23 protein-coding genes are annotated in these 23,466 nt (G+C 52.4%); 5 read left to right on the top strand and 18 right to left on the bottom strand.

What is annotated here, in order from left to right; translation table 11 throughout:
* Positions 1-84: 84 nt before the first annotated feature.
* The 11 genes from K2F33_RS26140 to K2F33_RS26190 all read right to left on the bottom strand — a co-directional run bounded on the left by K2F33_RS26140 (position 85) and on the right by K2F33_RS26190 (position 10,879).
* Entirely contained in the window at positions 85-675 is a 591-nt protein-coding gene (locus tag K2F33_RS26140; protein ID WP_263879669.1) for a TetR/AcrR family transcriptional regulator, read from the bottom strand.
* Positions 676-740: 65 nt separating this feature from the next.
* On the bottom strand, positions 741-1,784 hold the full coding sequence (locus K2F33_RS26145) for an alpha/beta fold hydrolase (protein WP_263879671.1): 1,044 nt from the start codon (positions 1,782-1,784) through the stop codon (positions 741-743).
* Positions 1,785-1,956: 172 nt separating this feature from the next.
* Positions 1,957-4,026 carry a GxGYxYP domain-containing protein gene (locus K2F33_RS26150; protein WP_263879673.1) on the bottom strand — a complete coding sequence of 690 codons (2,070 nt, stop codon included), beginning with the start codon at positions 4,024-4,026 and terminating at the stop codon, positions 1,957-1,959.
* Positions 4,027-4,338: 312 nt separating this feature from the next.
* The gene (locus K2F33_RS26155; protein WP_263879676.1) at positions 4,339-5,226 is read right to left on the bottom strand and encodes a Vgb family protein; all 888 of its coding nucleotides are present in this window, start codon (positions 5,224-5,226) and stop codon (positions 4,339-4,341) included.
* Positions 5,216-5,881 (bottom strand): streptogramin A O-acetyltransferase Vat(I), encoded by a 666-nt coding sequence (gene vat(I) / locus K2F33_RS26160; protein ID WP_263879678.1) that lies wholly within the window; start codon positions 5,879-5,881, stop codon positions 5,216-5,218. Before vat(I) ends, K2F33_RS26155 begins: the two co-directional genes overlap by 11 nt.
* A 369-nt stretch (positions 5,882-6,250) precedes the next feature.
* Positions 6,251-6,910, bottom strand: coding sequence for a spermidine synthase (locus tag K2F33_RS26165; RefSeq protein WP_263879680.1), 660 nt, complete (start codon positions 6,908-6,910; stop codon positions 6,251-6,253).
* Between the two features lie 12 nt (positions 6,911-6,922).
* Positions 6,923-7,528 (bottom strand): DUF2087 domain-containing protein, encoded by a 606-nt coding sequence (locus K2F33_RS26170; protein ID WP_076169394.1) that lies wholly within the window; start codon positions 7,526-7,528, stop codon positions 6,923-6,925.
* A 245-nt stretch (positions 7,529-7,773) separates the two neighbouring features.
* Positions 7,774-8,607 carry an alpha/beta fold hydrolase gene (locus tag K2F33_RS26175; RefSeq protein ID WP_263879682.1) on the bottom strand — a complete coding sequence of 278 codons (834 nt, stop codon included), beginning with the start codon at positions 8,605-8,607 and terminating at the stop codon, positions 7,774-7,776.
* Positions 8,608-8,698: 91 nt separating this feature from the next.
* The gene (locus tag K2F33_RS26180; protein WP_145946226.1) at positions 8,699-9,118 is read right to left on the bottom strand and encodes a MarR family winged helix-turn-helix transcriptional regulator; all 420 of its coding nucleotides are present in this window, start codon (positions 9,116-9,118) and stop codon (positions 8,699-8,701) included.
* Between the two features lie 76 nt (positions 9,119-9,194).
* Positions 9,195-10,211, bottom strand: coding sequence for a sensor histidine kinase (locus tag K2F33_RS26185; protein WP_263879686.1), 1,017 nt, complete (start codon positions 10,209-10,211; stop codon positions 9,195-9,197).
* Positions 10,208-10,879, bottom strand: a complete 672-nt coding sequence (locus K2F33_RS26190) for a response regulator transcription factor (RefSeq protein ID WP_263879688.1) — start codon at positions 10,877-10,879, stop codon at positions 10,208-10,210. The genes K2F33_RS26185 and K2F33_RS26190 overlap by 4 nt, the downstream gene beginning before the upstream one ends.
* A gap of 198 nt (positions 10,880-11,077) precedes the next feature.
* Between K2F33_RS26190 and K2F33_RS26195 the strand changes: the two genes are divergently transcribed.
* The 3 genes from K2F33_RS26195 to K2F33_RS26205 are packed head-to-tail and all read left to right on the top strand — an operon-like array spanning position 11,078 to position 14,548.
* Positions 11,078-11,821, top strand: a complete 744-nt coding sequence (locus tag K2F33_RS26195; protein ID WP_263879690.1) for a hypothetical protein — start codon at positions 11,078-11,080, stop codon at positions 11,819-11,821.
* Between the two features lie 41 nt (positions 11,822-11,862).
* Entirely contained in the window at positions 11,863-12,630 is a 768-nt protein-coding gene (locus K2F33_RS26200; protein ID WP_263879693.1) for an ABC transporter ATP-binding protein, read from the top strand.
* Positions 12,617-14,548 carry an ABC transporter permease gene (locus tag K2F33_RS26205; protein ID WP_263879695.1) on the top strand — a complete coding sequence of 644 codons (1,932 nt, stop codon included), beginning with the start codon at positions 12,617-12,619 and terminating at the stop codon, positions 14,546-14,548. The genes K2F33_RS26200 and K2F33_RS26205 overlap by 14 nt, the downstream gene beginning before the upstream one ends.
* A 76-nt stretch (positions 14,549-14,624) precedes the next feature.
* Here K2F33_RS26205 and K2F33_RS26210 read toward each other — a convergent pair whose 3' ends face one another.
* From K2F33_RS26210 to K2F33_RS26230, 5 genes are all read right to left on the bottom strand, one after another.
* Entirely contained in the window at positions 14,625-16,433 is a 1,809-nt protein-coding gene (locus tag K2F33_RS26210) for an LTA synthase family protein (RefSeq protein ID WP_263879697.1), read from the bottom strand.
* A gap of 178 nt (positions 16,434-16,611) precedes the next feature.
* Positions 16,612-17,592, bottom strand: coding sequence for an aldo/keto reductase (locus tag K2F33_RS26215; RefSeq protein WP_263879699.1), 981 nt, complete (start codon positions 17,590-17,592; stop codon positions 16,612-16,614).
* Positions 17,593-17,742: 150 nt separating this feature from the next.
* Positions 17,743-18,657, bottom strand: a complete 915-nt coding sequence (locus K2F33_RS26220) for an SDR family oxidoreductase (protein WP_263879701.1) — start codon at positions 18,655-18,657, stop codon at positions 17,743-17,745.
* A 212-nt stretch (positions 18,658-18,869) separates the two neighbouring features.
* A complete protein-coding gene (locus K2F33_RS26225; RefSeq protein WP_263882451.1) occupies positions 18,870-19,820 on the bottom strand; it encodes an AraC family transcriptional regulator in 951 nt (316 codons plus the stop codon).
* An 81-nt stretch (positions 19,821-19,901) separates the two neighbouring features.
* The gene (locus K2F33_RS26230) at positions 19,902-20,912 is read right to left on the bottom strand and encodes an oxidoreductase (protein ID WP_263879704.1); all 1,011 of its coding nucleotides are present in this window, start codon (positions 20,910-20,912) and stop codon (positions 19,902-19,904) included.
* A 221-nt stretch (positions 20,913-21,133) separates the two neighbouring features.
* Between K2F33_RS26230 and K2F33_RS26235 the strand changes: the two genes are divergently transcribed.
* Positions 21,134-21,568, top strand: a complete 435-nt coding sequence (locus tag K2F33_RS26235; protein ID WP_076166974.1) for an Lrp/AsnC family transcriptional regulator — start codon at positions 21,134-21,136, stop codon at positions 21,566-21,568.
* A 69-nt stretch (positions 21,569-21,637) separates the two neighbouring features.
* Positions 21,638-22,009 (top strand): hypothetical protein, encoded by a 372-nt coding sequence (locus K2F33_RS26240; RefSeq protein WP_263879708.1) that lies wholly within the window; start codon positions 21,638-21,640, stop codon positions 22,007-22,009.
* Here the strand turns inward: K2F33_RS26240 and K2F33_RS26245 are convergent.
* Both K2F33_RS26245 and K2F33_RS26250 read right to left on the bottom strand, forming a co-directional pair.
* The gene (locus K2F33_RS26245; RefSeq protein WP_263879710.1) at positions 22,006-22,488 is read right to left on the bottom strand and encodes an NUDIX hydrolase; all 483 of its coding nucleotides are present in this window, start codon (positions 22,486-22,488) and stop codon (positions 22,006-22,008) included. The two genes, K2F33_RS26240 and K2F33_RS26245, sit on opposite strands and share 4 nt — an antisense overlap.
* Positions 22,489-22,575: 87 nt before the next feature.
* Positions 22,576-23,448, bottom strand: coding sequence for a sugar phosphate isomerase/epimerase family protein (locus K2F33_RS26250; RefSeq protein WP_263879712.1), 873 nt, complete (start codon positions 23,446-23,448; stop codon positions 22,576-22,578).
* Positions 23,449-23,466: the final 18 nt, after the last annotated feature.

A 23,466-nucleotide genomic window follows, 5' to 3' on the forward strand; every position in this document is an offset into this window, starting at 1 on the left:
ATACGGTATCCTATGCTAGATTGATAGGAGGTGTACAGGCAGGTGTTGTCCGGAAGTTATGATTTTATCCCTATTCCATTACGATCACCTTTTCAGCATCCTCATCAGCATTTCCGCCGACGGTGTTCCATACGGCTTCTCATCCGCTTCCTCGACGATCAAGGCGTTCACGATGTAAAAATACCAGTGAAGCAGCTCGCGAGGATCGCCTTCGGCAAACTCCCCGGCCTCCTGCCCCTGCACGAACAAAGGAATCAGCGGCTCGATCATGGCATCCGCCGAGTGCTCCTTCAGAAGTTCTGCGGCGTCCTTGGGAATGGCGTCAAGGCTGCGGACGGCGCGGAGAATGAGCATAAAAGCAAATTTGTTCTCGCTGAGCATATTTTCCGTCAGCGCTTGAATCTGCTCATATGGCGTGCCAGGCAGGCTCGGCACATTCCCCGTCTCTCTCCGCCCTTCCTCCATCAACTCCTGGACGATACTGGTAAACAGCTCATCCTTGGATGTGAAATAACGGTAGATCAGCCCCTCGCTGACGCCGGCTTCCGCCGCGATCATGCTGGTCTTCGTTCCTGTAAAGCCGCTGCGGGCAAAAAGCTTTGTCGCGGCCTGCTTGATTTGATTTTTCCTCTCATCCCGGATATGGGCCAGCTGTTCCTTATTTAATGGCGACAATAGACTCCGAACTCCAATCTCTCAAAAATAATGTATCCCTATTGTACCATGACCTTCCTTCTGGATCACCGTGCTTGCTTCATTTCCGCAGCCACCGCCAAGGGGAGGACTTTATTCTGCAGAAATGCGAAAAACTGTTGCGGCCGGGAAAAGCACGCCAAATGGCCGGCCTGATGGATGAGCACGAATTCTTTGTAAGGGGCATCAATGCGGCCGCAATACGCTTTGGCCGTTGCCGTCGGCGTAATAAAGTCCGAATCCCCTTGAACAATAAACACAGGCAGCTCGAAGCGATATCCGATCTTGTCAAAATCAAAATGGACCATGTCTTCATGAAGAGCTTCAGCGGAAAATTTCATACCTTTAAACATATCCGACATGTCCCTCATCGTGTGTTCCGGAGATGACAGCATCGAAGGCATGATCAAATCCGTGATCATATTAGGCACACCACGTATTGCCTTCACCATAAGCCGGTTGCGTGTATCGACATCCCTGCTGTTCCAGGTAGAAGGATCGGTCCCCATACGCTCGAGCAGTTCGGCTCCCTTCTTGTTGCCCGTAGTTCGGAATGCCTCCAGCAGCAATCGATGCCCGACGTGTTCGGGATCGGGAGCGTTCTGATCCGTCCCTACATAAGCGTGGTATAAATCCGGACGGTGCGCAGCCATCATGATGCCGGTAAGGCTGCCGACCGAACTGCCAACCAGAATTAGCTTTGTCTGCTGGAGCTTGCCGCATAGATATTCGGATAACTCGATCCCGTCCTCCGCCAATCGGTCGAAGGTCAACAATCCGCTGCCTTGTTTGCCGTTGCGCCGGAAGGTCTTCCCCGCACCCCGCTGATCCCACTGCACGATCGTAAAATCCTTTTCCCAGGAACGCAGCAGTGGACTGAAGATGGAGTACACCGATCCCGGCCCTCCATGAATAAACAGCAGTATCGGATTGCGCCGGTTTTCTCCCCGGATGGTCACCCATTGTTCAATCCCGCCAATACGCACAAAGCCGGATTCAGCGATTCCTTCGGAAGCTGTTATACGAAGCAGCCGCGCATTTTTCTGTTGATTTCTTTTCCGCATCACGATTTGAACCAAAGCATTGCTCATATGAATTCCCCGCTTTCGTTTTATAATGAGTGAATTACTCACTCAACTTTAATCATAAAGATAATGGATTCCCGGATCCATTGTCAATAGGTATATGAAATATTATCCTTGATGAAATGCCAAAAGCGGCCAACGCCATTTCGCGTCGACCGCTTTTATTATTGTCATTGGTTTACGGCTTTTTCGGCAGATGATTCGCCTCCCGAATGAGGGAGAAGTATTGATCCGCCAGCACCGGCTGGTACTCCGGTCCGAGCGAATCCGTCAGCTTCACCACATCGGTCGGCGTCATATTCCAGGCCAGCAGCCCAAGGGATACGAACAACGGAGATTTGCCGTCCCACTTTGCTTTGGCGTCCGCCAGAATCTTTTGTCCGTCCTGTACGGTACTAATGCCCTGGATCGTCGATACCGGCAGGTTTCCATTCAGGATCTCCACGCCGAAATGATCTTCCCAGCTCAGGAGCAGTCCGTTTGGACGATAATTGTCCTCATAAGCTTTGACGACCGAGTCGCTGAGCGGAACGTTTTGGTTCGAAACGCGGTTCAGTACGTAGGGTACGGTCATTCCGGTCTTTTTCAGGTAGGAGGACGTCTTCTTCAGGAATGCAGGCAGCGTCTTCTCCGGCCAAGCGTTCGGGTAGAAGTACCCGCCGCCGGAAGGTCCAGCGATCAGCTGGTCGTTCGCCGTTGCCGTGCTTCTGTAGTAGTTCAGCATAGCCGGCGCCCCGTCGTACAGCATCGGACTGGACGTCCAGTTGATCGGCACTTTGCCGCGGTTCGGATCATCCCACAAATTGCGCATCCGGTGCTGGTTATACTGGAAGTTGTCGCCTTCGCTGAAGGTGTACGTCACATAAATTTTATTTTCGAGCTTTGGTGTCTTGACCTTGTCGGACGGAAGCGGCCCTTGGCCTTTGTTCTCCGTACCGGAAAATACGGTCAGATTACTGAACCAGTCGGCAGCAAGAACGTAGATGCTGTGGTTCGACAACAGCTCTACCCCGTTGAACTCGCCTTCAGTATCGTTGCTAAACCAGCCGAGGTAGGGTGTTCCTGCAGGAACATCGGCAAGGATCTTATCAAACAATGCCTTTTGCTCAGGCGTATTGGTGCCCAGCCAGAATACCATCGCCTTGTTGGCGACCGCATAATCGCGGAGATAGCCATACGGCTCTTTCTGTTCCGATGAAGGCGGAGCTTCGTTGCCCGCAAGCACCTTAAATTGGTTCCACATATCCACCGAAGCGGTCAACGACTTCGTGCCAGCAGGTACTTTAAATTCGTAGACAAAGTACCGCCCGTTGTCTGCGAACCGGTGTCCACCGCTTCCCTCGGAAAGCTGCGAGCCTTGGGCATCGTACAGGAACGGCTTCTCATCGTCGGTTCCGGGCACGAACTGAGCGATCGTCTGACCATCAGCCTTCACGGTCACTTCATGAACGGCCGATCCCCATCCGTCTTGCTGGAACGCATCCTCAAAGCGGAGGTATACCGCATCCGTACCCAGGAAAGACGTCAAATCCAGGTCATAGATCTTGCGGTTCTTCGCATCCCGCTCCTGCGTCTTCTCCTCAGCCACCACTTTAAACGACTGCGGGAGTCCCGGAGGCAGCTTCACTGACGTATCCGGGCTCAGCCCGATCAGCATCCGGTGCGTCGTCTGCTTCCACAAATTTTCGTACTGCCAGGTGTAGGCATCCAATTTATCCTTAAACTTGCCCTGCAAATCATCGAGCACTTTCAAGCCGTAAGGAGCTGCGGTCAGCTTAGCGCTGAGCTCAGGGCTGGCGACCACCGCATCCTTCAGCCCGGCAAGCGTTGTCGCCACGTTAATGCTGTCCGGCACTTTCGGATCGTAGACGATGATTCCCTTCACTTCTTTTTTAAAATCGCTTACCAGTTCCCAAGGATCGTCATGCACCGTATAAGGCACCTTGAGATCGTTCAGCCAAGTCATTTTGCCTTCTTCCTGGCTCTCCAGCAAATAAATTCGAGGCTGGTTTCGGTTGACGATGCCCTGGAGGGTCGCCAGCATGATCTTGACGTCTCCGGGGGCGTCATAAACGTCCGCAACGTCCAGATGCTTCACCTTAGCAAAGCTTGGAAGCGCTTGCGATTCCGGCCATTTGATGCCGCTGGATGAGGATGAGGGGTTTGACGCCGGTTCGGCGGACGCACCCATGGAGATGGACAGTGCACAGACCGCAGCGAGACAAACCGTGGTGAACTTTCGAAGCATGAACAATACACCTCAACTTTACGCTGATTTGGTTGGCAATTGAAAGAAACACCCTACTCCCGGCCCGTATTCGAAACCTCGCCATGCTGAACGCCGAACGGAATCGAGGTTCTCCATTGCTGTTATACAATCTATATTTAATATATCTAATATTGCTTTACAAGGCTTTCGACAAAAATAGTTAAAAAATTAGTACTCGTGGAGCATCCACTTAGTCCATTATTCCGAATAAACGGACAGAAAAAGATATGTCATTTTCATACCAAAAAGTCTCAGGTCACGGATGATCCTGAGACTTTTGCTTCGCACTCTTTACTTGATCGTCAATCGTCCAAGACGATTGCATTCTTCGGCAAACCACACCGTGCCGTCCGCGGCCACAGTGATGCCATGCGGTTCCGACCCCTGTGTCGGAATGTCATATTCGGTCAGTTTACCGTCCACGGTGATGCGGCCGATCCGGTTCGCACCCCATTCCGTGAACCAAAGGTCCTGGCCGATTCCGGACGTGATCGCGTGAGGCTTCGCCCCTTCGGTAGACAGCGAATACTCGCTTATCTCACCGTCCGTCGTGATTCTGCCGACCCGATTCCCGGCGATCTCCACAAACCACAGCGCGCCGTCTGGGCCCGCCGTAATCCCCACCGGTGCGGAACCTGGCGTTGGAAGCGCATAGTGAGTCACTGAACCGTCTGTGTCGATGGTGCCGATCCGATTCCCTTGGTTTTCCGTAAACCACAGCTTCCCGTCACTGCCTGTGGTGATGAACGATGGAAAAGCACCCTCATGGGGAAGCTTGTACTCGGTCACTTCACCCCCAGGGCTGAGCCTGCCGATCCGGCCGGTCATCATCTCGGTGAACCAGATCGCCCCGTCAGGCCCTTCAGCGAGACCAAACGGCGCACAGCCCGGGTCGGGCAGCTTATACTCCTTGAACTCTCCGCCTGGCGTCATCCGGCCGATTTGCCCGGCATGATATTCATTAAACCAAAGATCCCCGTTTCGGTCGCACAGGATCGACATCACCCCCGCATTGGGTGTCGGCACGTCAAACGCGGTAAACTCGCCATGCTCATTCCGGGCTCCGATCCGGTTCCTTTTCTGCTCCGTAAACCACACAGTCCCATCTCTGCCGGCCGCAATACCGTACGGCCCCGAGTCCGGCAAAGGCAAGGCGAATTCCACCAATTCAATTCTCATTTGACATGCCTCCTTCCTGCAGCATTGGCTTGCCCATCTGCCGCAGCAGATCCATGTCGCCGCTGGCAATGGCGCCCATGAACCGCTCGATTTCTTCGATGTCGTGATCCCACCAGCGGATCTCCAGCAGCTCGGCGATCACCTCGGGTGCGTAGCGCTTGCGGATTTCCTTCGCCGGGTTGCCGCCGACGATGGTGTAAGGCTCGACGTCCCTTGTCACAACGGCTTCGGCCGCGATGATCGCTCCGTTGCCAATCTTCACGCCTGGCAGGATCGTTGCCCTTCGTCCGATCCAGACGTCGTTTCCCACAATGGTATCCCCCTTGATCGGGAGCTGATCCAGTGTTGGCGTGTGGGCTTCCCAGCCGTTTCCGAAAATATTAAAAGGAAACGTAGAGCCGTCCATCCGATGGTTGCCTCCATCCATCATAAAACGCGCCTCACCGGCAATCGAGCAAAACTTGCCGATCATTAGCTTGGTTCCGAGAAATTCGTAATGATATAGCACCTGATCTTCAAACGACTCTCCATTGATCGCATAGTAGTAAGAATAATCTCCCGCGATCAGGTTCGGCATCGTGATCACGTTTTTGATAAACTGCATATTGTTATCCCCGGGTATCGGATACTTCGCGTTCGGATTAGGACCTGGCATGCAAGTCACTCCTTTCGATTGTTCAGCAGATTGGATAGCGTGTTCGGTCGCCTCATTGCCACACAAAAAAGCCCCCTGTCCCGATGTTCAGGACAGGAGGCTGTATACGCATGGAAATCCGCTGAATCCTCTCGTCAAGAGGGTGCGCCATGATCCCGCATTTAAGAAGCACATGCCCAACCAGCATGACTACTTAAAAAAGCCCGCACGAATCCTATCCTAAACATCGTTTCAAACGATTGTTTTGTGTGGATAGGATTAGTAGATCATTGGCCTAAGGTCACCCTTTCATGACTTGAATGCCCTTAATCTACCATATCGCAGTCACATGTTCAACCCTTTTTCCATAAAGCGCTGCACGATTGCAGTTTAAGTTTTGGCTATGTACACCACATCAGGCTCGACGTTCCGCGGCTGCTCGATGCGAATTTCTTCCACGCCGGCAAAACGGGACTCGAGGAGCGCCTTAAATGCCGGAGACGTCGAAGCACTCCAGAAAGACATGACGCCTCCGGGATTCAGCAGGCGGGTAAGCGCCTTAAGTCCCTCCGGAGAGTACAAGCTTTCGTTGTTCTGAAACACCGTCCAATCCGGCCCGTTATCGATGTCAAAACATAGCGCATCGAACGTCTCGTCGGTCTCGGATATCCATTTCAGCAGGTCGGCGCATACGACCCTCGTCTTTGGGTGGGACAGCGCGTTTCCGGAAAATGGCGCTAAATAAGTCCGGTTCCAGGTGATGACCTGGTCTTCGATTTCCACGACAGTGACTTGACCGGTTTGCGGATGATGCACCGCCTCACCCAAAGAATAGCCGACACCTAAGCCTCCGATCAGCAGAGTCATCCCGTCTTTGGCGCAGGCATCGATGGCCGAACGGACAAGCCTTTTTTCCGACTCGCCGTTATAGGTGGCCATGAGAAACGTACCGTTACTGATCAATTCGTATTCGCAGCCCCGGCGCTGGAGCTGAATTTCGCCGCGCGGGGTATCGCAGCGTTCCACAACTTCCAATGGGTCTACTAGCACGTAACCGCCTCCCTAGAGATACTCCCATTTCTCCCACATTTCCACCGGATTCAACTCATAGATTTCTTTTTCACGATACAGGTAGTGATGCATAATGAATTCCCTGCGGATCGTGGCAAAATCGGGATGATACGTTTTAATGAACTCGTTGATTTCCTTCTCCGTATATTTTCGTCCCATATCCAGGTTTCGCACCATAAACTCAAGCACAATCAGCTTTTTCTTGAGTTGTGCCGGGATGTTCTTCAGCCGGCCGTCATCCATGATGAAGCTTTTGAGCACGGTGTCCCGAAGCTTCTCGTTCTTAGCGGACAACTGCGGCCCGGGCTGATCCTCCTGGGGCTCATAATTGCGGATCAGCTTCAGCAGCTGGCCTTCCGTACGCTCGATCATGTCCTGCGAAATCCGGTAGTACGACACGTTCTTTTCCCGGCGCTCCATGACAACCCCGACTTCCTTTAATTTGGCGATATGATGCGTGATCGTCGCAGGGGTGACACCCAGCTTCTCCGCAAGGGTCATTCCGTTGATTTCTTCTTGAGACAGGAGCACCAGAATCCGAATCCGGTTCCGGTCGGCTAAAGCCTTATAATAATTGACCAGTTTATCGAGCTGCAGAAAAACCACCCTTTATATGCGTATTAAATTTAATGTTTATTAAATATAAGGATAATCAATATTTTCGCTTCCGTCAAGAAAAGCGCTGGGGAAGCTCCTCTGTCCCTAAAGCTTGCAACGGTTATTTATAAGGATCGGGCTATTGCTGGAAAAGGTACCTTCCAGAAAAAAAGACCCCCTATCGGGAGTTTGGTCATTGTGAAAATATGCTGTGTTGAAAAAAATCTAGTTTGAACGCATCCTGGTTACGCTCTTCTGTGCTTGGCTTCCTGCTCTTCGGTTACCCGATCAAGCCATTCTTCCACCAGGACGTGGAATAACCTGCTTTGTTCGATCTGCAGATTATGGCCAGCCCGATCAAGCATGACGAAGCTTGCCCGCGGATACTCGTTCGCAAACGCCCACTGATTCCGGTAACCGACGATATGATCCTGCCGGCCGGCCAGAATAAGCACGGGCTTCACATAAGGGGTGTCCAGCTTCTCCATTTCAGGCGAGAAATCATAACGCTGGCGTAAACGCTCCAGAAACGGCCGATTAGCTTTTTTGAGCCCGGTCACAATTTCCCGTTCAAACCGGCTCCAATTGTACTCGTCCTGTACCGTATGCATTCCGCTAAATTCACCCGCGTACGGATGGTTCAACTGCGACATAAACTCTTCATCCTGGGCAATGAGCTGAAATGCCGGCGCGTCGTGCTTCGCCTGTCCCGCTGTTGGACAGATCAGGAGCAGACCCTCGATTTGATGCTGACGCTTCTTGAGCAGTCCTCTGGACAAATAGCCGCCGTAAGATTCTCCAGCCAAAATAAAAGGCTCATCCCCCAAAATTTCTCCAACAAACTCATCGAGCGCCTCCAGCATATCATCCGTACTCTGGATACCGTCTGTAACGGTGCTGTCCCCCATTCCCGGCAAATCCGGATATACCCTTTTCCAGCCGGATTGGCTCTTGAACACCGGTTCCATACATCCCGTCATGAGGTGATGATCACAGGAAAACCCATGCAGCAGCAAAACCGGCTTGCCGTTGCCGTGAATCTCGTAGTGAATCGTCGTATGTTTCAGCTCGCATTTCATAAAGAATACCTCCTCACTATTTACATAGATATCTATATATTACAGTGTACCGAATAATTACATAGATGTCTATATATTTGCGGACGAAGCATTAGAACCTCTTGAATATTTGCTCCAACAGGGATTCAAGCTGAACCTGCTCCTTGTCGGAAAGTCCGCCGTATATGGTCTCGTTGAGACGGGCGGATACTTCCTGGAACACCGGCTCCAATTCTTTTCCTTTTGGCGTCAGCGAAACCAGCGTCATGCGGCTGTCTTCCTTGCTCTTTACTTTACGGACGTATCCCAGCTTCTCCAGTTTGTTTACGAGCACAGTGACCGTCGGCTGCGTCCGGTCGATTTTTTCGCTCAACACGGTTATGGGCTGCATGTCTTGGATATACAGCGCCCACAAAATATCCCCGTGTGAGGAGACAATGCCCTCGATGCCGCGCTGTTCCAGTTCCGATATGATCATGGCGTTAATGGCGTTGCGGATTTTGCTGAACATCGTGGCTGCGTTTTTTTTCATCCTAATCCCATCCTGTTTCTCAAATTATATTAAAGCTCTACGAGAAAACTTATGAATAACCGGCTATATATGTCCGCTATTCCTGCTTAAATTTATGAAAATGCAGCGTAAACGCAGTCGACTCGCCTTCGGCCGAATCAACCGTCAGGCGGTGGCTGAGCTTCAGGGCCATCTGACGGGCCAAATAGAGCCCCATACCCGTGGATTTGGCTTCGGTTCTGCCCGTTCCGCCCGTAAAGCCTCTATCAAAAACACGCGGCAGATCCTCCGCCTTGATACCAATCCCCGTGTCTTCAATAACCAGCCGCTTCTCGGCGGCATCCTCCTCACAACGGAACAGGATGCGGCCGTTCTCGCCGGTATATTTGAGCGCGTTGGACACGATCTGGTCGATCATATAACCCAGCCATTTGCCGTCGGTATGAACGAAAAGCGGCTTGCCGGCCATCTGAAACTGGATTCGCTTGTTTATGAACAGCTTGGCGTATTTCTTGACGCTTGCTTTAATCAGAGGCTCCAGCGCGGTTTCGGTAATCAAGTAATCCCGGTTGAACGAGTCGATCCGTGAATAATAGAGTGCTTGCTCCACATAATGATCGATTTTGTCGATCTCGTCCTCCAGCTTGTCCATGACAGCTTCCGCATTGTGAGTCATACCGTTCTCCAACAGGAGCCTGGACGCGGTAATCGGCAGCTTTACTTCATGAATCCATGACATGATAAAGTCCTGATGATCCTTCTTCTCATGAAGCTGCTGCTTGAGCTGGGCAGAGTGCAGACGTTGAAGCCGCCCGGCCCATTCATTAATGATTGCCTGCTGCCGATGCTGTGGTTCGGGAAGGAGGGCTGTTACTTCCTCCATTTTGCTGATCTTCATTTGCTGAAGCATCTGATAGTAAGGTCTCCGGTAAAAATAGCCGATCACCAGGTACAGCGCGGCACCGGCAAAACAGATCATATTCAAGTACACCATGTTCTCTATTCCGGAAGAACCGTCCGAATCCATATACATAAACAGCGTCACAAGGCTCATCAGCAGGATGTAGAACGCGATAAACCAGCTTTTGACCTTTACATAGTCCACAAATTTCATGGTATCAGATACCCTTGCCCCTTCTTAGTCACAATATAATCCTTCTTCCCGAGGTCAGCCAGCTTCTTCCGGATTCGGACAATATTCACGGTAAGCGTATTATCGTCAATAAAACTTTCGTCTGCCCACAGGCTCCGCATCAACTTCGTTCGTCCGACGATCGTGCCTGCATGCCGCATCAGCATGTTCAGGATGATAAATTCGGTTTTGGTCAGCTCTGCCCGGTGCTCTCCGACGGACACATCCCCATCGTTCAGGTTCAGCAGTACGCCTTGATGCTCGATAACATGGGTTTGTACATCAAGGTAGGAGTACACTCTTCGCAGCATAGCGTTAATCTTGGCCATCAGCACATCCATATGAAAAGGCTTCTGGATAAAATCGTCCCCTCCCATATTCATTGCCATCACCATATCCATCGGCGTCGTCCGCGAGGACAAAAAGAGGATCGGTACCTTGGACACCTCCCTGATCCGGCTGCACCAATAGTAACCGTCGAACTTTGGAAGGTTGATATCCAGAATGACCAGTCCAGGGGCCTGTTCACTGAACAAAGACATCACTTGTTCGAAATCGCTGACCAGGATCGGTTCGAATCCCCATTTCGCAAGCGAGTCCCCGATCATCTCCCGGATTACGGGTTCGTCCTCCACTACCAAAATTTTCATGTTCATCCGGTTCATCCTTTGCTCATGCACTTATATCGTATCCTTATTGTAAACGACATCCTCCCCTGCCTCCAGCTTTTCAGCCCAATGTGACAAAATCGTTAGGTTCTTCCTAATACCGTAAGCTTTGATGCAATTTGACTCCTTTATAATGAGCACTACCGGGCTTGGTAACAGCAAAGAACAAGGAGAGATTTTATGCAAGGACATGGTAAAATAGCGCTGACCTCAGCAATGGCGAAGCAGGGTTTTCCCGGAACGTGGGCCGGGGGAATCGCCTTGATCGTTTCGCCTATACTGCTTCTGGCGGGCATCCTGCTCCGCTCACCGTATCACTTTTTCTTTCCCGACCAGTTGGCAGCTTATGACAAGCATCCGCTGCAGATGACGGCTTCGTACAGCCTGTTCGGGGCTGGGATTATCATGCTCTGGCCGGCCGTCCTGCTGCTGGTCCAGTCGATCGGCGTTTCGAAACCGCGCTTCGCGCTTTGGGGCGGATTATTCGTCATTTCAGGCCTGTTTGCCCGCACCTTCCATGCAGGAGTCGACCATCTGGCTTTTCAACTGGTGAAAACGGGCGGCGTTGGTCAGGCGGTGAACACGGTTGGAGATGCGTACGGTGCCTTCCACATCTACAGCACTTTTAATCTGGCTATCATCTTAGGATGGATCGTGCTGGCCATCGGCTCTTACCGTTCCGGAACGCTCGGCTTGGTCCAATCCGCAGCACTGGCACTGGCCAGCGCACTCCCGCTCGGCGTTTTGAAAGGAACGACGCCATGGTCCATCGCGGCAGCCGGAGGGCTTGCCGTCGCTTTTATTCCGTTCGGGTGGACCATACTGCGCAGCATCCCTTTTCCCGGATGGTTGAAAATAGGAACTTGGACGCTGATCGTTTGTGTCGGGATTTCCCTGTTCACTTTGTTCGGCCGCATGGGTTAATGAAGTCTAATACAGACCCCATTAAGGAGGAGACACAATCAATGAATGTCGTCATCGAAGGCAAACAAATCTCCAAAGTATACGGCTCGGGAGACAGCGTCATATCCGCCCTGCAGCACATCGACCTAACCGTCAAGGAAAGCGACAGCGTGGCTGTTATGGGACCGTCAGGCTCAGGAAAGACGACGCTGCTCAATATTTTGGCCACCATTGATTCCCCGACCTCGGGCGAGGTGGTGATCGACGGACACAACATCCTGAACATGAACGAAGAGCAGCTGTCTTCGTTTCGCCGAGACCGGCTGGGCTTCGTTTTTCAGGATTACAACCTGCTCGATACGCTGACAGTTAAGGAGAATATCGTGCTTCCGCTGGCCATTGCCAAAATGAATGTCGGGCAGCTGGAGCAGCGGGCAAGCGAGGTTGCGGTCCGGTTCGGGATCCAGTCTATTCTGGACAAGTATCCGTACCAGATATCGGGCGGGCAGAAGCAGCGCACGGCCGCTTCCCGGGCGATCGTGACGAAACCCGCGCTGCTGCTCGCCGACGAGCCTACCGGGGCGCTCGATTCCAAATCGGCGACCGACTTTCTGGAGAGCCTGAAGGAACTAAACGAACAGGAAGGAACTACAGTTCTGATGGTTACCCATGACGCCTATGCCGCCAGCTACTGCAAGCGGGTGATTTTCATCAAGGATGGAAGCCTGTTCACCGAATTGGTCAAAGGAAGCCAGTCGCGAAGGGACATGTTCAAAAAAGTGCTGGATGTACTGGCCGTACTGGGAGGCGGAGCCATTGACGCTGTTTGACGTAGCGAAGAAAAATATTCAGGGGAACGTCAAAAACTATTTAATCTATCTGCTGTCCATGATTTTCAGTGTCATGATTTACTATATTTTCGTGTCGCTTCAATATAGCCAGGCCATCGCTGAAGGACTTCAGTCCTCCGAAAGCCTCCGGGCCGTTCTGTCCCAGGCATCCGTCATCCTGATCTTATTCACAGCCATATTCGTATGGGGCTCGAATGCCTTCTTTACCCGAAAAAGAAAGAAGGAGGTTGGTTTATATGCTCTGCTCGGTATGCGAAGACAAACGATCGCCCGGATGCTGTTCTATGAAAACCTGATCATGAGTCTGGTTGCCTTGATCTTGGGCGTCTTTCTCGGCACCCTTTTATCGAAGCTGTTCACTATGATTTTGCTGAAGCTGCTGGATAACCCGGTCCGAGCCGGGTTTGAAATTCACATCGGGGCCATTGGTCAAGTTACATTGGTATTTGCGGCCCTGATTTTGATCACTTCCATGCAGGGCTACAGGCTGATCTATAAGTTCAAGCTTGTGGAGCTATTCCAAGCCGAGCGAAAAGGCGAGCATGCCCCCCGAATTTCTCGGCTCGCTGCAGGGCTGTCCGTTATCCTCATAACTCTGGGTTACTGGACCGCCTTTAAACCTATAAGTACGACCCAAGGTATCCTTGTCAACTTCTCCATCATTTTTATAGGACTAGGCGCAGGCACCTATCTGTTGTTCCGCTCCCTTGTCATTGCGCTCTTACAGCTGTCATCACATCATAAAAAAAGGTATTATCGCGGCATCAACATGATCGGCACTTCCCAGCTGCTCTACCGCATCCGCAGCAATACGGTCATGCTGACCACGATCGCGCTGCTCAGTTCCCTGACCTTGTGCGCGGTAAGCGTCGGCTACAGCTTTTTTTATACCCAAAAGCAGAGCGCCGAAGAGGAGATGCCGTTCAGCTACACCTACGCCGCTTCGGAAAACGGGCTTGATGCAACGGCCAGACAACTCATTCTCTCGGACGCCAAGCATTCGGTTATCGCCGAAATCGACCTTTCTGTGATTGCGACCGATGCCGATCTGACCCAGTTTGCCTATCATCCGGGAAATTATGAGCCAAATGAGGTTCCCGTAAAGCTGATATCTGCATCAACTTATAATCAGGCCGCTTCGACACTGAGTTATAAAGAACGCCTTCAGCCCGCAGGTCGGGATGTTGTCCTCGTTCGCCCATTGTACACGAACCTATCGGCTGATGAGGTACAAGGAAATCGAATATCCGTCACCACGGGGAATGAACAGGTGAGCTTAGAGGTGACTGGGGTTGCTGAAGGACGCATCCTCCCTTGGGGCTACCCGGATCTGTGCATCGTCATGAGCGACAGCCTGTTCAGCCAGTTGAGCAAGAGCCTCGAAGCCAGCACCTATAAGGCCTTTAAAGTCAGGGGCCAGGAAACGACGAAGGAAACGGCAACGGCGCTCATCAAGCTTTCTGGAGACGGAAGCGGAATGGCAACATTCTATCAGCAGTACCGCCAGAATGTGGAGAACGCCGGCATCAACGTCTTTACGCTCGGATTTCTCGGGCTGGTCTTTCTGGCAGCTACCGGGAGCATCATCTACTTTAATCAGTTGACCGAAGCGGAAGCCAGCAAAGGAAGCTATGGCATTTTGCGAAAAATCGGCGTAGGCCGTAAAGATATCCGCCGGTCTGTCGCCAAGCAGGTGCTGTTCGTGTTTGGACTCCCGCTGATTGTCGGACTAGTCCACAGCATCATGATGCTTAAGGCACTTGCCGGCATTAACCTGATCAACGGCCTGTTCGCCGTTCCGATCCTACTCTCCGGCGGGGCTTATCTTCTGATCTATCTCGCCTATTATGCGTTTACGGTCAAAACCTATTATCGGACCGTATCGGCACAGCGATAAATACAGCAAAGGGGATGCCCGTGGTGTATAACCATGGGACATCCCCTTCTTCAATCGGTGAGGGCAGCAGGCAATCCTAGTACAGCAAATCCTTGCCGTACTGCTCTCCCTCCAGCATATCGTAAACCACAAGCTTGTAATCGTTCAGCAGCGACTGCTGCTCCGGCGTCAAGGCAGAAATCACGGCGTTATCCTTGCCGATTAACACGCTTTTGTTCAAGCCGGGAATTTCGGACTTCACCTTCTCCAGCAGCTTGTAATACGCCGGCATACTCTGGCCGGACAGCTCGAACACGGTCGGCCCGATAAAAGCGGGACTCATCGTGCCCGGAGACTTGCTGCCGATATCAAAGTTGGCCAAGTAGATCAGCTTCGTCTCATGCTTCAGGCGCGGATTGTCGTTAAATCCGGCCTGGGCATACACCCCCGAGGACAATGCCGGCAGGTGATCGCCCCAGAAAGCGACGATCGTCGGCCGCTGAATCGTCTTCAACTGTTGGCTCAAGTAAGCCACCGCCTCATCCGTCAGCTTGGTATCATGTGTGTACGTTTCCAGCTCGTCTTTGTATTCCGGTTTGACGCCTGAAACCGTAATCGTGTTCGAACCGTTCAGTCCCTTGGTAAACGGAAAATGGTTCTGCATCGTCACCAGGTGCAGGAACGTCGGCTTGCTCGCCGACTTCAGTTCACGGACCGCTTCCTGTACGGCAGCCATGTCGGAAATGTAGCCATTCGGCGTATACCGCTTGGCGTTCGGCAGGTCCTTCTCGCTCGTGAATTGGTCGAAGCCGAGAATCGGATACACCCGATTGCGGTTATAGAACGTGTCATCAAACGGATGCAGTGCCAGCGCCTCGTACCCCCGGTCCTTCAGAATGCTGACGATGGAAGGCAGTGAGGACATTTTGACAATTCGCTGCTGGTACGGAATCGACCCGTCCTTCAAAAAATACATCGACAGGCCGGTCAGCGCCTCGAATTCCACGTTAGCCGTGTTGCCTCCAAACTCAGGGGACAGCAGAAAACCATCCGGCGTCGATTGGGCATTCTGGTGAATAAACTTCAGCGGATCCTCGCTGAACGTATAAGACGGCATCCGGGTCGGATCAAAAAAAGCCTCGTCCATCATATACATAATATTCGGCTGCTCTACGGCTTTGGTTGGCGGCGTATCGGTAGATGTTCCGTATTTTTGCGCGATGGCTTCGATCGCTTCTTTGCTGTAACCCTCCGGTTTTTCGATCAGGTTCTGCATCAGGTTGCCGGCGAAGGCGTACACGAACCCGTTCTGGGCATAGTTGACCTTCTGGTTCCACGGAATGTTCTGATACTTCAGTGATGTGGCCAGCGCGTGCTGGCCTCCGACCATTTGAATAAATCCGCCGACCGCCACCAACGAGACAATGCCAAGCGTGATTCGCAGCGGAAGACGGACCTTGACCTTCGGCAGCTTCAGCATCAGATAGATCAATGCCGCAACGAGCAGCACCGATACGACGACCGCTGTCGGCGAAATCATACCCTTCGTAATTTTCGTCATTTCCTGGGCATTCTTGATCTGCATCAAATCCCATGGGAATAAAGGCTCGCCCGTTGTGGACAGCTTCTCATAATTGGCGATCCCGAGGACAACGCATACGATAAAAGCGATCAACGCCCCCGTATAGACATTCGGAATGATCATGGCACAGACCAGCAGTACGAAAAAGAAAAACAAACTGCCGGACAAATACAGCCAGTAATATTGGGAAATCCAGTTCAGCACGCTTCCGATATTCATTCCGAGCGAAGCCGCCTGCATGAAGAAGTTTAAAATAAAACCGCCGAGCAACAAGGAGAAAAGGGTTATCCCCACCCGCCTGGACGGCACAAATAATTGGCGCACGGTATCACTCCCATCTGTTCTCAAGCGAACAGTATACGCCAATTATCTTAAAAAAACATTAAAATCATACGAAAATTTAACATTCTCTTCATACTGACATTACAATTCTGTGAATTGACAAACCCCCACGGAAAAACCGTGAGGGTTGATTCATACATATATCTGCTTGCTAACTTTGCTAGAAGCTGTTCACCATCGCATCGATTTCTTGCATTTGTGTAGCAGATAATGGGCCAAGGGATACAGCACCTGCCAGTTCCTCCACCTGCCGTCTCGTTTTAAAGCCCGGAATCGGGATCGCGGCATCGCTTCTCGCCCACAACCAGGCAAGGGCTCCCTGCACCAGTGTCCGCTCGCCGCTCGTCAAAATTTCTTTGATGGCGTCAAGCTTCTCAATGAACTCGGGAAGGGGGCTGCCGTCTTTAAAGTACCTCACCCAGTCATGCCCGCTGCCTCTGACATCCGTATTCGGCAGGCTTGTCTCCGGCTTGAATTTGCCGCTCAAAAGCCCCATCGCCAGCGGCGTGTTGTTAATGCTTGCAAGACCCAACCGCTCGCATACGGCCACGATGTCGCGGTTGTCATGGAAAACATTTTGCTCATGCTGAATGGCGGCTGCATGCGACCGGCTGGCGAAAAATTCGGCGTTCTCCGCATCACCCGTGCTCCACCCGTATGCCCGGATTAGCCCCTCCCCGCGCAGACGTTCCAGCGGATCGATCACGGCCTCCATCTCTTCGCGGGTCAATGAACCCGGATGAACTTGCAGCAAATCGATGTAATCGGTCCCCAGCCTTCGGAGCGAACGCTCGCAGGCAAAGCGGACATAGGAAGGCGAGACATCGTAACGCAAATGTACTTCCCTGTTCGCGGCGTCCTGCAAAAATCCGAATTTGGTGGCGATGACCACTTGATGGCGGCGCCCCTTGACCGCGCGCCCCAGCACTTCTTCACTATGTCCGGTTCCATAAGCGTCGGCCGTATCAAAGAAGGTTACTCCCATGTCCAGCGCCGTATGAATGGCCGCCTCCGATTCCGCATCGTCCACCTCGCCCCATCCGTCGGGCAGGCCGCCGAGCGTAAAGTTTCCGCCAATCGCCCAACAGCCGAGCCCCAGTGGACTTACAGGAATACCGGATGATCCCAAGGTTCTGTTCATCAACATTTCCTCCCTTTCGCTTGTGCATGGCTTCATTATAATAAGCAGAATGGCTTATGATCAGAGCCAATACAGGCGATTTTGGAAGAACCAATTCACATGCAAACTGCCGACAAGGTTTGTCGACAGTCTGAGCCGGGAATGTCCGGGTCATTCGTTTGTAAAGTAGTTCTGAGCGATGTCAGCAATCAATCCAGGCTGCACAGGACACCATCCCAATTGCTCTTGAGTCCGGGTGCTTGAGACCGGGTTGTCCATCTGTGCCATGGCTGCAAGAAAACCAAAATGTTCATCAGCCTTCTCGGGGGAAATGGCTTTTACCGGCACTTCAAGGCGTTGGCCGATAACATTAGCGATATCTTTAAACGGAATCCCTTCTTCGCCAACGCCGTGCAGCCGTGCGCCGGCGGGTGCCTTTTCCAAGGCCAACCGGAACAGATGCGAGAGGTCAAGAAGGTGCACAGCCGACCATCGATTAGAACCATTGCCTAAGTATGCCGAGACACCGTTGGTCTTGGCTAGATGGATAAGTGCCGGGATGAATCCATGATCCCCTTGGCCGTGTACGGACAACGGGGGCCGCACCACCGATACGCGCATACCTCGTTGGGCGAATGACAGTGCCGTCTCTTCGGATGGGATCCGAAGCGCTGCGAACGACTGTGAATCCAGCGGGTCCTCTTCCATCGCGAGACGCCCCGGTCTAAGAAGGGCCGTACCGGATGTGACAACGAGGGGCCGATTCGTTCCCGCGAGCGCTTCGCCCAACGTCTCGATCGCTCGCCGGTCCGCTTCGGCGGTGTCTATAAAGTTCGTGGTTTCGTCGAAGTTGTTAAAATCCGTGTTAAAAGCCGTGTGAATGACACCTTCCGATGCCTCCGCGCCAGCTGTAAGGCTGTCGAGATCATGGAGGTTGCCCCGATGCACCTCAACCCCGGCGGCAGCCAATGCTTCAGCCGATTTGTCTGAGCGGGCAAGCCCCACCACATGATGTCCGGCACCCAAGAGTTCGCGGACGACAGCGGAACCGATAAAGCCTGTTGCTCCTGTAACAAAAACACGCATAGTAAAGACCTCCTAAAGCTGTAGAGTAGTTTAGCTGCTTGCATCTCTTGCGGCGGTGATCTCTATCCCCTTGCCGCTGATCCAGCGCTAAACTTAGCATACTCCACAGCTCACCCCGATCTTTGCCTGATTCTCGCCACTCTTTGCCTGATATTCTGGTATGCTTCCCGAATCTGATCGAACCCTGGCCTCACCTACACCGTACCGTTCGGTCAGTCCATGATTCGTTCTCTTTGACGCAATCTGGAAACGTCCCTTCTTGGCGGGTGTCCGAAATAAGCGCTGTAATCCCGGCTGAACTGGGAGTCGCTTACATACCCTACAAGCCGGCATGCAGTGGTCGCGTCCATTTGGCGAGATAACATCAGATGCCGGGCTTCTTGAAGGCGCAGCGCCTTTTGGTATTGCAGCGGGCTCATCGACGTGACTGACTTAAAATGCTTGTAAAAAGTGGACACACTCATATGCTCCAAATCCGCTAAGTTTTCAACCTTTATTTGCTGAGAAAAATGGTCGCGGAGCCAAGCAATGGCCTTCACCACAGGCTGCATTTCCGAGTCAGCAAACCCCATTTCGGCAACATGAACGCCGACGGGACTGCGCAGAAGCCGTATTAAAATCTCCTCCACTGCGAGTGGAGCCAGCAATTCGGCATCGCCGGGGTGAAATAGATACTCTATCAGTCTCGACATCGTCCTTACTATGCCTAAGTCTGCGTTAGTGACGTAGCATGCGCTCCGTTCATGAATTGGAGGCAGTCCCTGGGGATACACTTTCAGGACCAACTCGGCGATTCTTTGCGGATCCAGATCCAGTCTGACACCGAGCAGCGGCTCGGAATGACTGGCTTGTGTAGTCTGAACAGCAACCGGCAGGGCTGCGGGTGTCACAAACATATCGGATTGGCCGATTCGATGAACTTCCTTCCCGACCGTGATGTCCTTGGCTCCTTGCACAACGATTCCCAAAGAAGGCGAATAAAAGGTTTTAACGTTGTCCATATCTACTCGTGAATAGCGGCCGATGAACAAACCAGGGATGCGCTGATCAAAGGCACCGTCATGCGGAGCATACAGGTAGATCAGCTGTATCAGCCGGGCTGTTTCGGCTTCAAGTGTCCCCCTGGCGTCAGGATATGCCGATGAAACCGCATGTTCATTCATTAGCTGCACCGTTTTTAACAACTCCTCATATCATATACTTCCTCCCTTAAAGATAGCTTCGATACTCTTTCATCTCAAGGCTCAATTAGAATGAACACCGACGGCTTCTGTCTCAGAAGTAAAAAAAGTGCTGCGTATATACTCCGGATTGCCCAGCAGCGGCCGACCAATGGCGATAAAGTCCGCCAGTCGATCCGTCAGGATGAACTCGGCAAGCTCTTTGGAGTAAATTTTACCCACGGCAATGATGGGAATACTCACGTATTGCTTTATAATGGAGGCATAGGGTACCTGATACCCGTCGGGCGTCGCGGCGGGATTGACCGGGAGCAGGCCTCCGGAAGACACGTCAACGGCATCGATCAGCGGCTCCAGGGAAGCGGAAATTTTCGCCACATCTACGGGCGTAAGACCCCCTTCGGTAAAATCGGACGCGGATACGCGGATCAATACCGGATAGTCGCGTCCCACCTCCGAGCGGACGGCTTCCAAAATGTCACGGAGAAACCGGGTTCGTTTTTCCGGCGAGCCGCCATATGCATCTGTCCGGTGGTTGGACAGCGGGGAGAGGAACTGATGCACCAAATGGCCGTGTGCTGCGTGCACTTCGATGCCGTCAAAGCCGGCTTCCAGGCTTCTTCTGGCAGCTTGCCGGAAATTGTCGATTTCGCTCTGGATATCCGACAAGCTCATTTCTTCCGGAATCCCGTATTCGTCGTCGTAGGCAATCGGACTCGGTGCTAGCAGACGAGACCCCCCGTTTCTCCACGACTTTCTGCCGCCATGCGTAAGCTGAATGAAAACCGGCGTGTTTATGGCGTGAACGGCTTCGACCACTTTTTTCAAAGGGGCGACATGCTCATCTGTAAAGATGCCGATGTCGTTGCTGAAGAGCCTTCCGTTCGGTGACACCCCGGTTGATTCCAGCATGACCATCGCGGCTCCGCCGGCAAGCCGGCCGTAGTGGTTTACGTGATAATCAGTGGCGAACGCCTCGGGCGTTCCCTGGTTCTGCTGCATGGGGGAAACGATCAATCGGTTGCTCAGCTTCAGACGACCAATATGTTTTTGGCTATATATGATGGTTTTCATGGTAAACTCCTCCTAAGACTCTTGTATATGGATTTCTTAACTCCATTGTAAGAATCACAGGGGCAGCGTTACATACAAAAACCAAGTTATTCCTACCCATATACTTTGAATTTGAAGTTATTCACCGATCCGGAATTTATAATTTGAAGGTTCTGTCCGGAATCTGAATCAAGAGGCTTGCTCTGCCTGGATATTTTCAAATGACGAAAGGAGTTCACTTTATGGACCAAATTGACCTGCGTATTTTAGATATTCTGCAAAAGGATGCCCGGATTTCCATTTCCGAGCTGGGCCGCATGATCAACATGTCCGGTCCGGCCGTGACCGAGCGGATCCGCAAGCTGGAGGATAAAGGCGTCATAGCATCCTACCGGGCGGTGCTGTCTCCTGATAAAATAGGCAAACCGATCACCGCGTTTATTCTCGTGCAGGCCGATCATTGCAACGCATTGACCGAATTCTGCTCCCAGTCTCCCGACGTGCTTGAGCTGCATCAAATCAGCGGTCAATATAATTTTATCCTGAAGGTGGTTGCGGCTTCGATGCAATCGCTGGAGGAGTTCCGGATGGCCTGCAGCAAGTACGGCTTCACGCAGACGATCACCGTGCTGTCAACGACGTTTGATTCCAAAGCTTTTGCGCTGGACGAACCATAAGCATCCGCATGAACTTATGTACCGCTAGTACAGCGTTTCGTTGAATGGATAATTGGGGGATGACAGAACATGAAGGATGATGGAAACAAGCCTGTGCCATTTTTCGAGCTTGTAACCCAAGGTACGGGCAATGGATTGAAGCAGCACGACTTGTCCGGTTTGATCTGGCACGATGAAGAAATGATGTTTGATTCGATGTATGAAGCCCAAGTATGGGCATTGGACGAACCCTATAACAAACTCGGCTGGGAGTATGACGGGTACCGGACGGCCGATCCGAAGATCGCCGGCGCCCTGGTATGGGAGCTGATGAAAGCGAAGACCGCGGGTTACCGCAGGCGTGAGGTGTTTGCCGACGAGCAGCACGTCGATAAAACAACGATCTATCGGGTATGGGTCAAATGGACCCGCCCCGAGCCCGGGGCGTTACATTCGGATTAAAGCGTTCTTTGCAGCTTAACCTCAAATTCCGGTCTCGTGATGTACTCCATATAATGGATTTTACCGTTAAAGTCCAGGTAAGCCTGATAGCGGAGCCGGATGGCCGGCGCGGTTACGAGGTTGAGCACCTGACTTTTTGGCACCCAGCGGCTGTCTGAAGTCTCTTCGGATGTGCACAGCTCCCCTCCCGTCGGTGTACATACAAAGTCCAGCATCAGCTTGGTCGGAACCGGGGTTTGTCCGTCATGCCACAGGTAGCTGCCCGTATTGGAATAAATCCCGATCAGATGCGACACTTCGGTATCAATTCCGCTCTCTTCCTTGATTTCTCTGGTCAGGGCATCCATCAGGTTCTCACCATTCTCCACCTGGCCGCCGGGAAAAACCCATCCGCCGTGCCGCGTCTTGACCAGCAAGATATCCCCGCGGCCGTTCTCAACAAAACCTCCGACGGCTCCGATATGCGTAGGCATCGTCATACAATCAACCTCCAAGTAAATGATTATGTTTCTGCAAAAAACAAGGCTGCCGGGTAGGCCCGGCAGCCGCTTCCCTATCGAAGTGCTTTAGACTTCGTCCCAGATCCGCTTCAGGTTTTCAAGGCCAAGCTTCGTGCCCTCGCGGCACTCCTCCATGCCCTCGAACTCCAGCGTAATGTAACCGTCGTAGCCGGATTCCTTGATCAAACGGAGCACCCGCCGAACGTCAATATCGCCCTGCCCGAAGATAGCTCCCCGCAAATAGTTGCCGTGTGAGGTAAGAAACCAGGCGCCGCCTCCCGGATTTTGGTCCGCCGGACGGATATAGAAATCCTTCACGTGCACAAGCGATGCGTAGGGGAGATTCCGTTTGACGCCGACTAGCGGCTGCTCATCGACACAGAGGAAGTTGCCGATATCGAGCGTCGTTTTGAAATTGGGACGGTCCACGGCCTGCAGCACGCGCTGAACACGGTCGCTGGCCTGAACGCTCATGCCGTGATTCTCGACGGTGGTCGTGATGCCGAACCCCGCCGCATAATCGGCGATTTGCCGGCAGCCTTCGACGATCTGGTCCAGGTTGGCTTCGAGATAATCGATGCCCCGCTTCTCCGGCGGCAGCGTAAATGCTGTCACGTCATGACGCATATGCTTCATGCCCAATCGGTGAACGGTGTCCACATGCCGCTTGATGCGTTCAATTTCCTCTTCAAAGGCTTCCGGCGTATCCTGCACGAAGTTGGCCGGCATCGAATAATTGGACAACTCGATTCCTTTGGCAGCGGCCCGCTCACGAACCGCATCGGCCAGCTCCGGCTGATCCTCCAGCGTAAATCCGTACGGTACGATCTCCATATGTTCCCCGCCCTGCTCCGCAATCCAGTCGATGACGTCCAGTACGGTCATCTCTTCCGCCTTAATCGCTTGCAAAAGGCTGTATGTACTTACTCCAGGCTTCATTCGCGTAATCCCTCCGGT

The organism is Paenibacillus sp. PSB04 (assembly GCF_025809195.1).
GTDB lineage: Bacteria > Bacillota > Bacilli > Paenibacillales > Paenibacillaceae > Paenibacillus_AQ > Paenibacillus_AQ favisporus.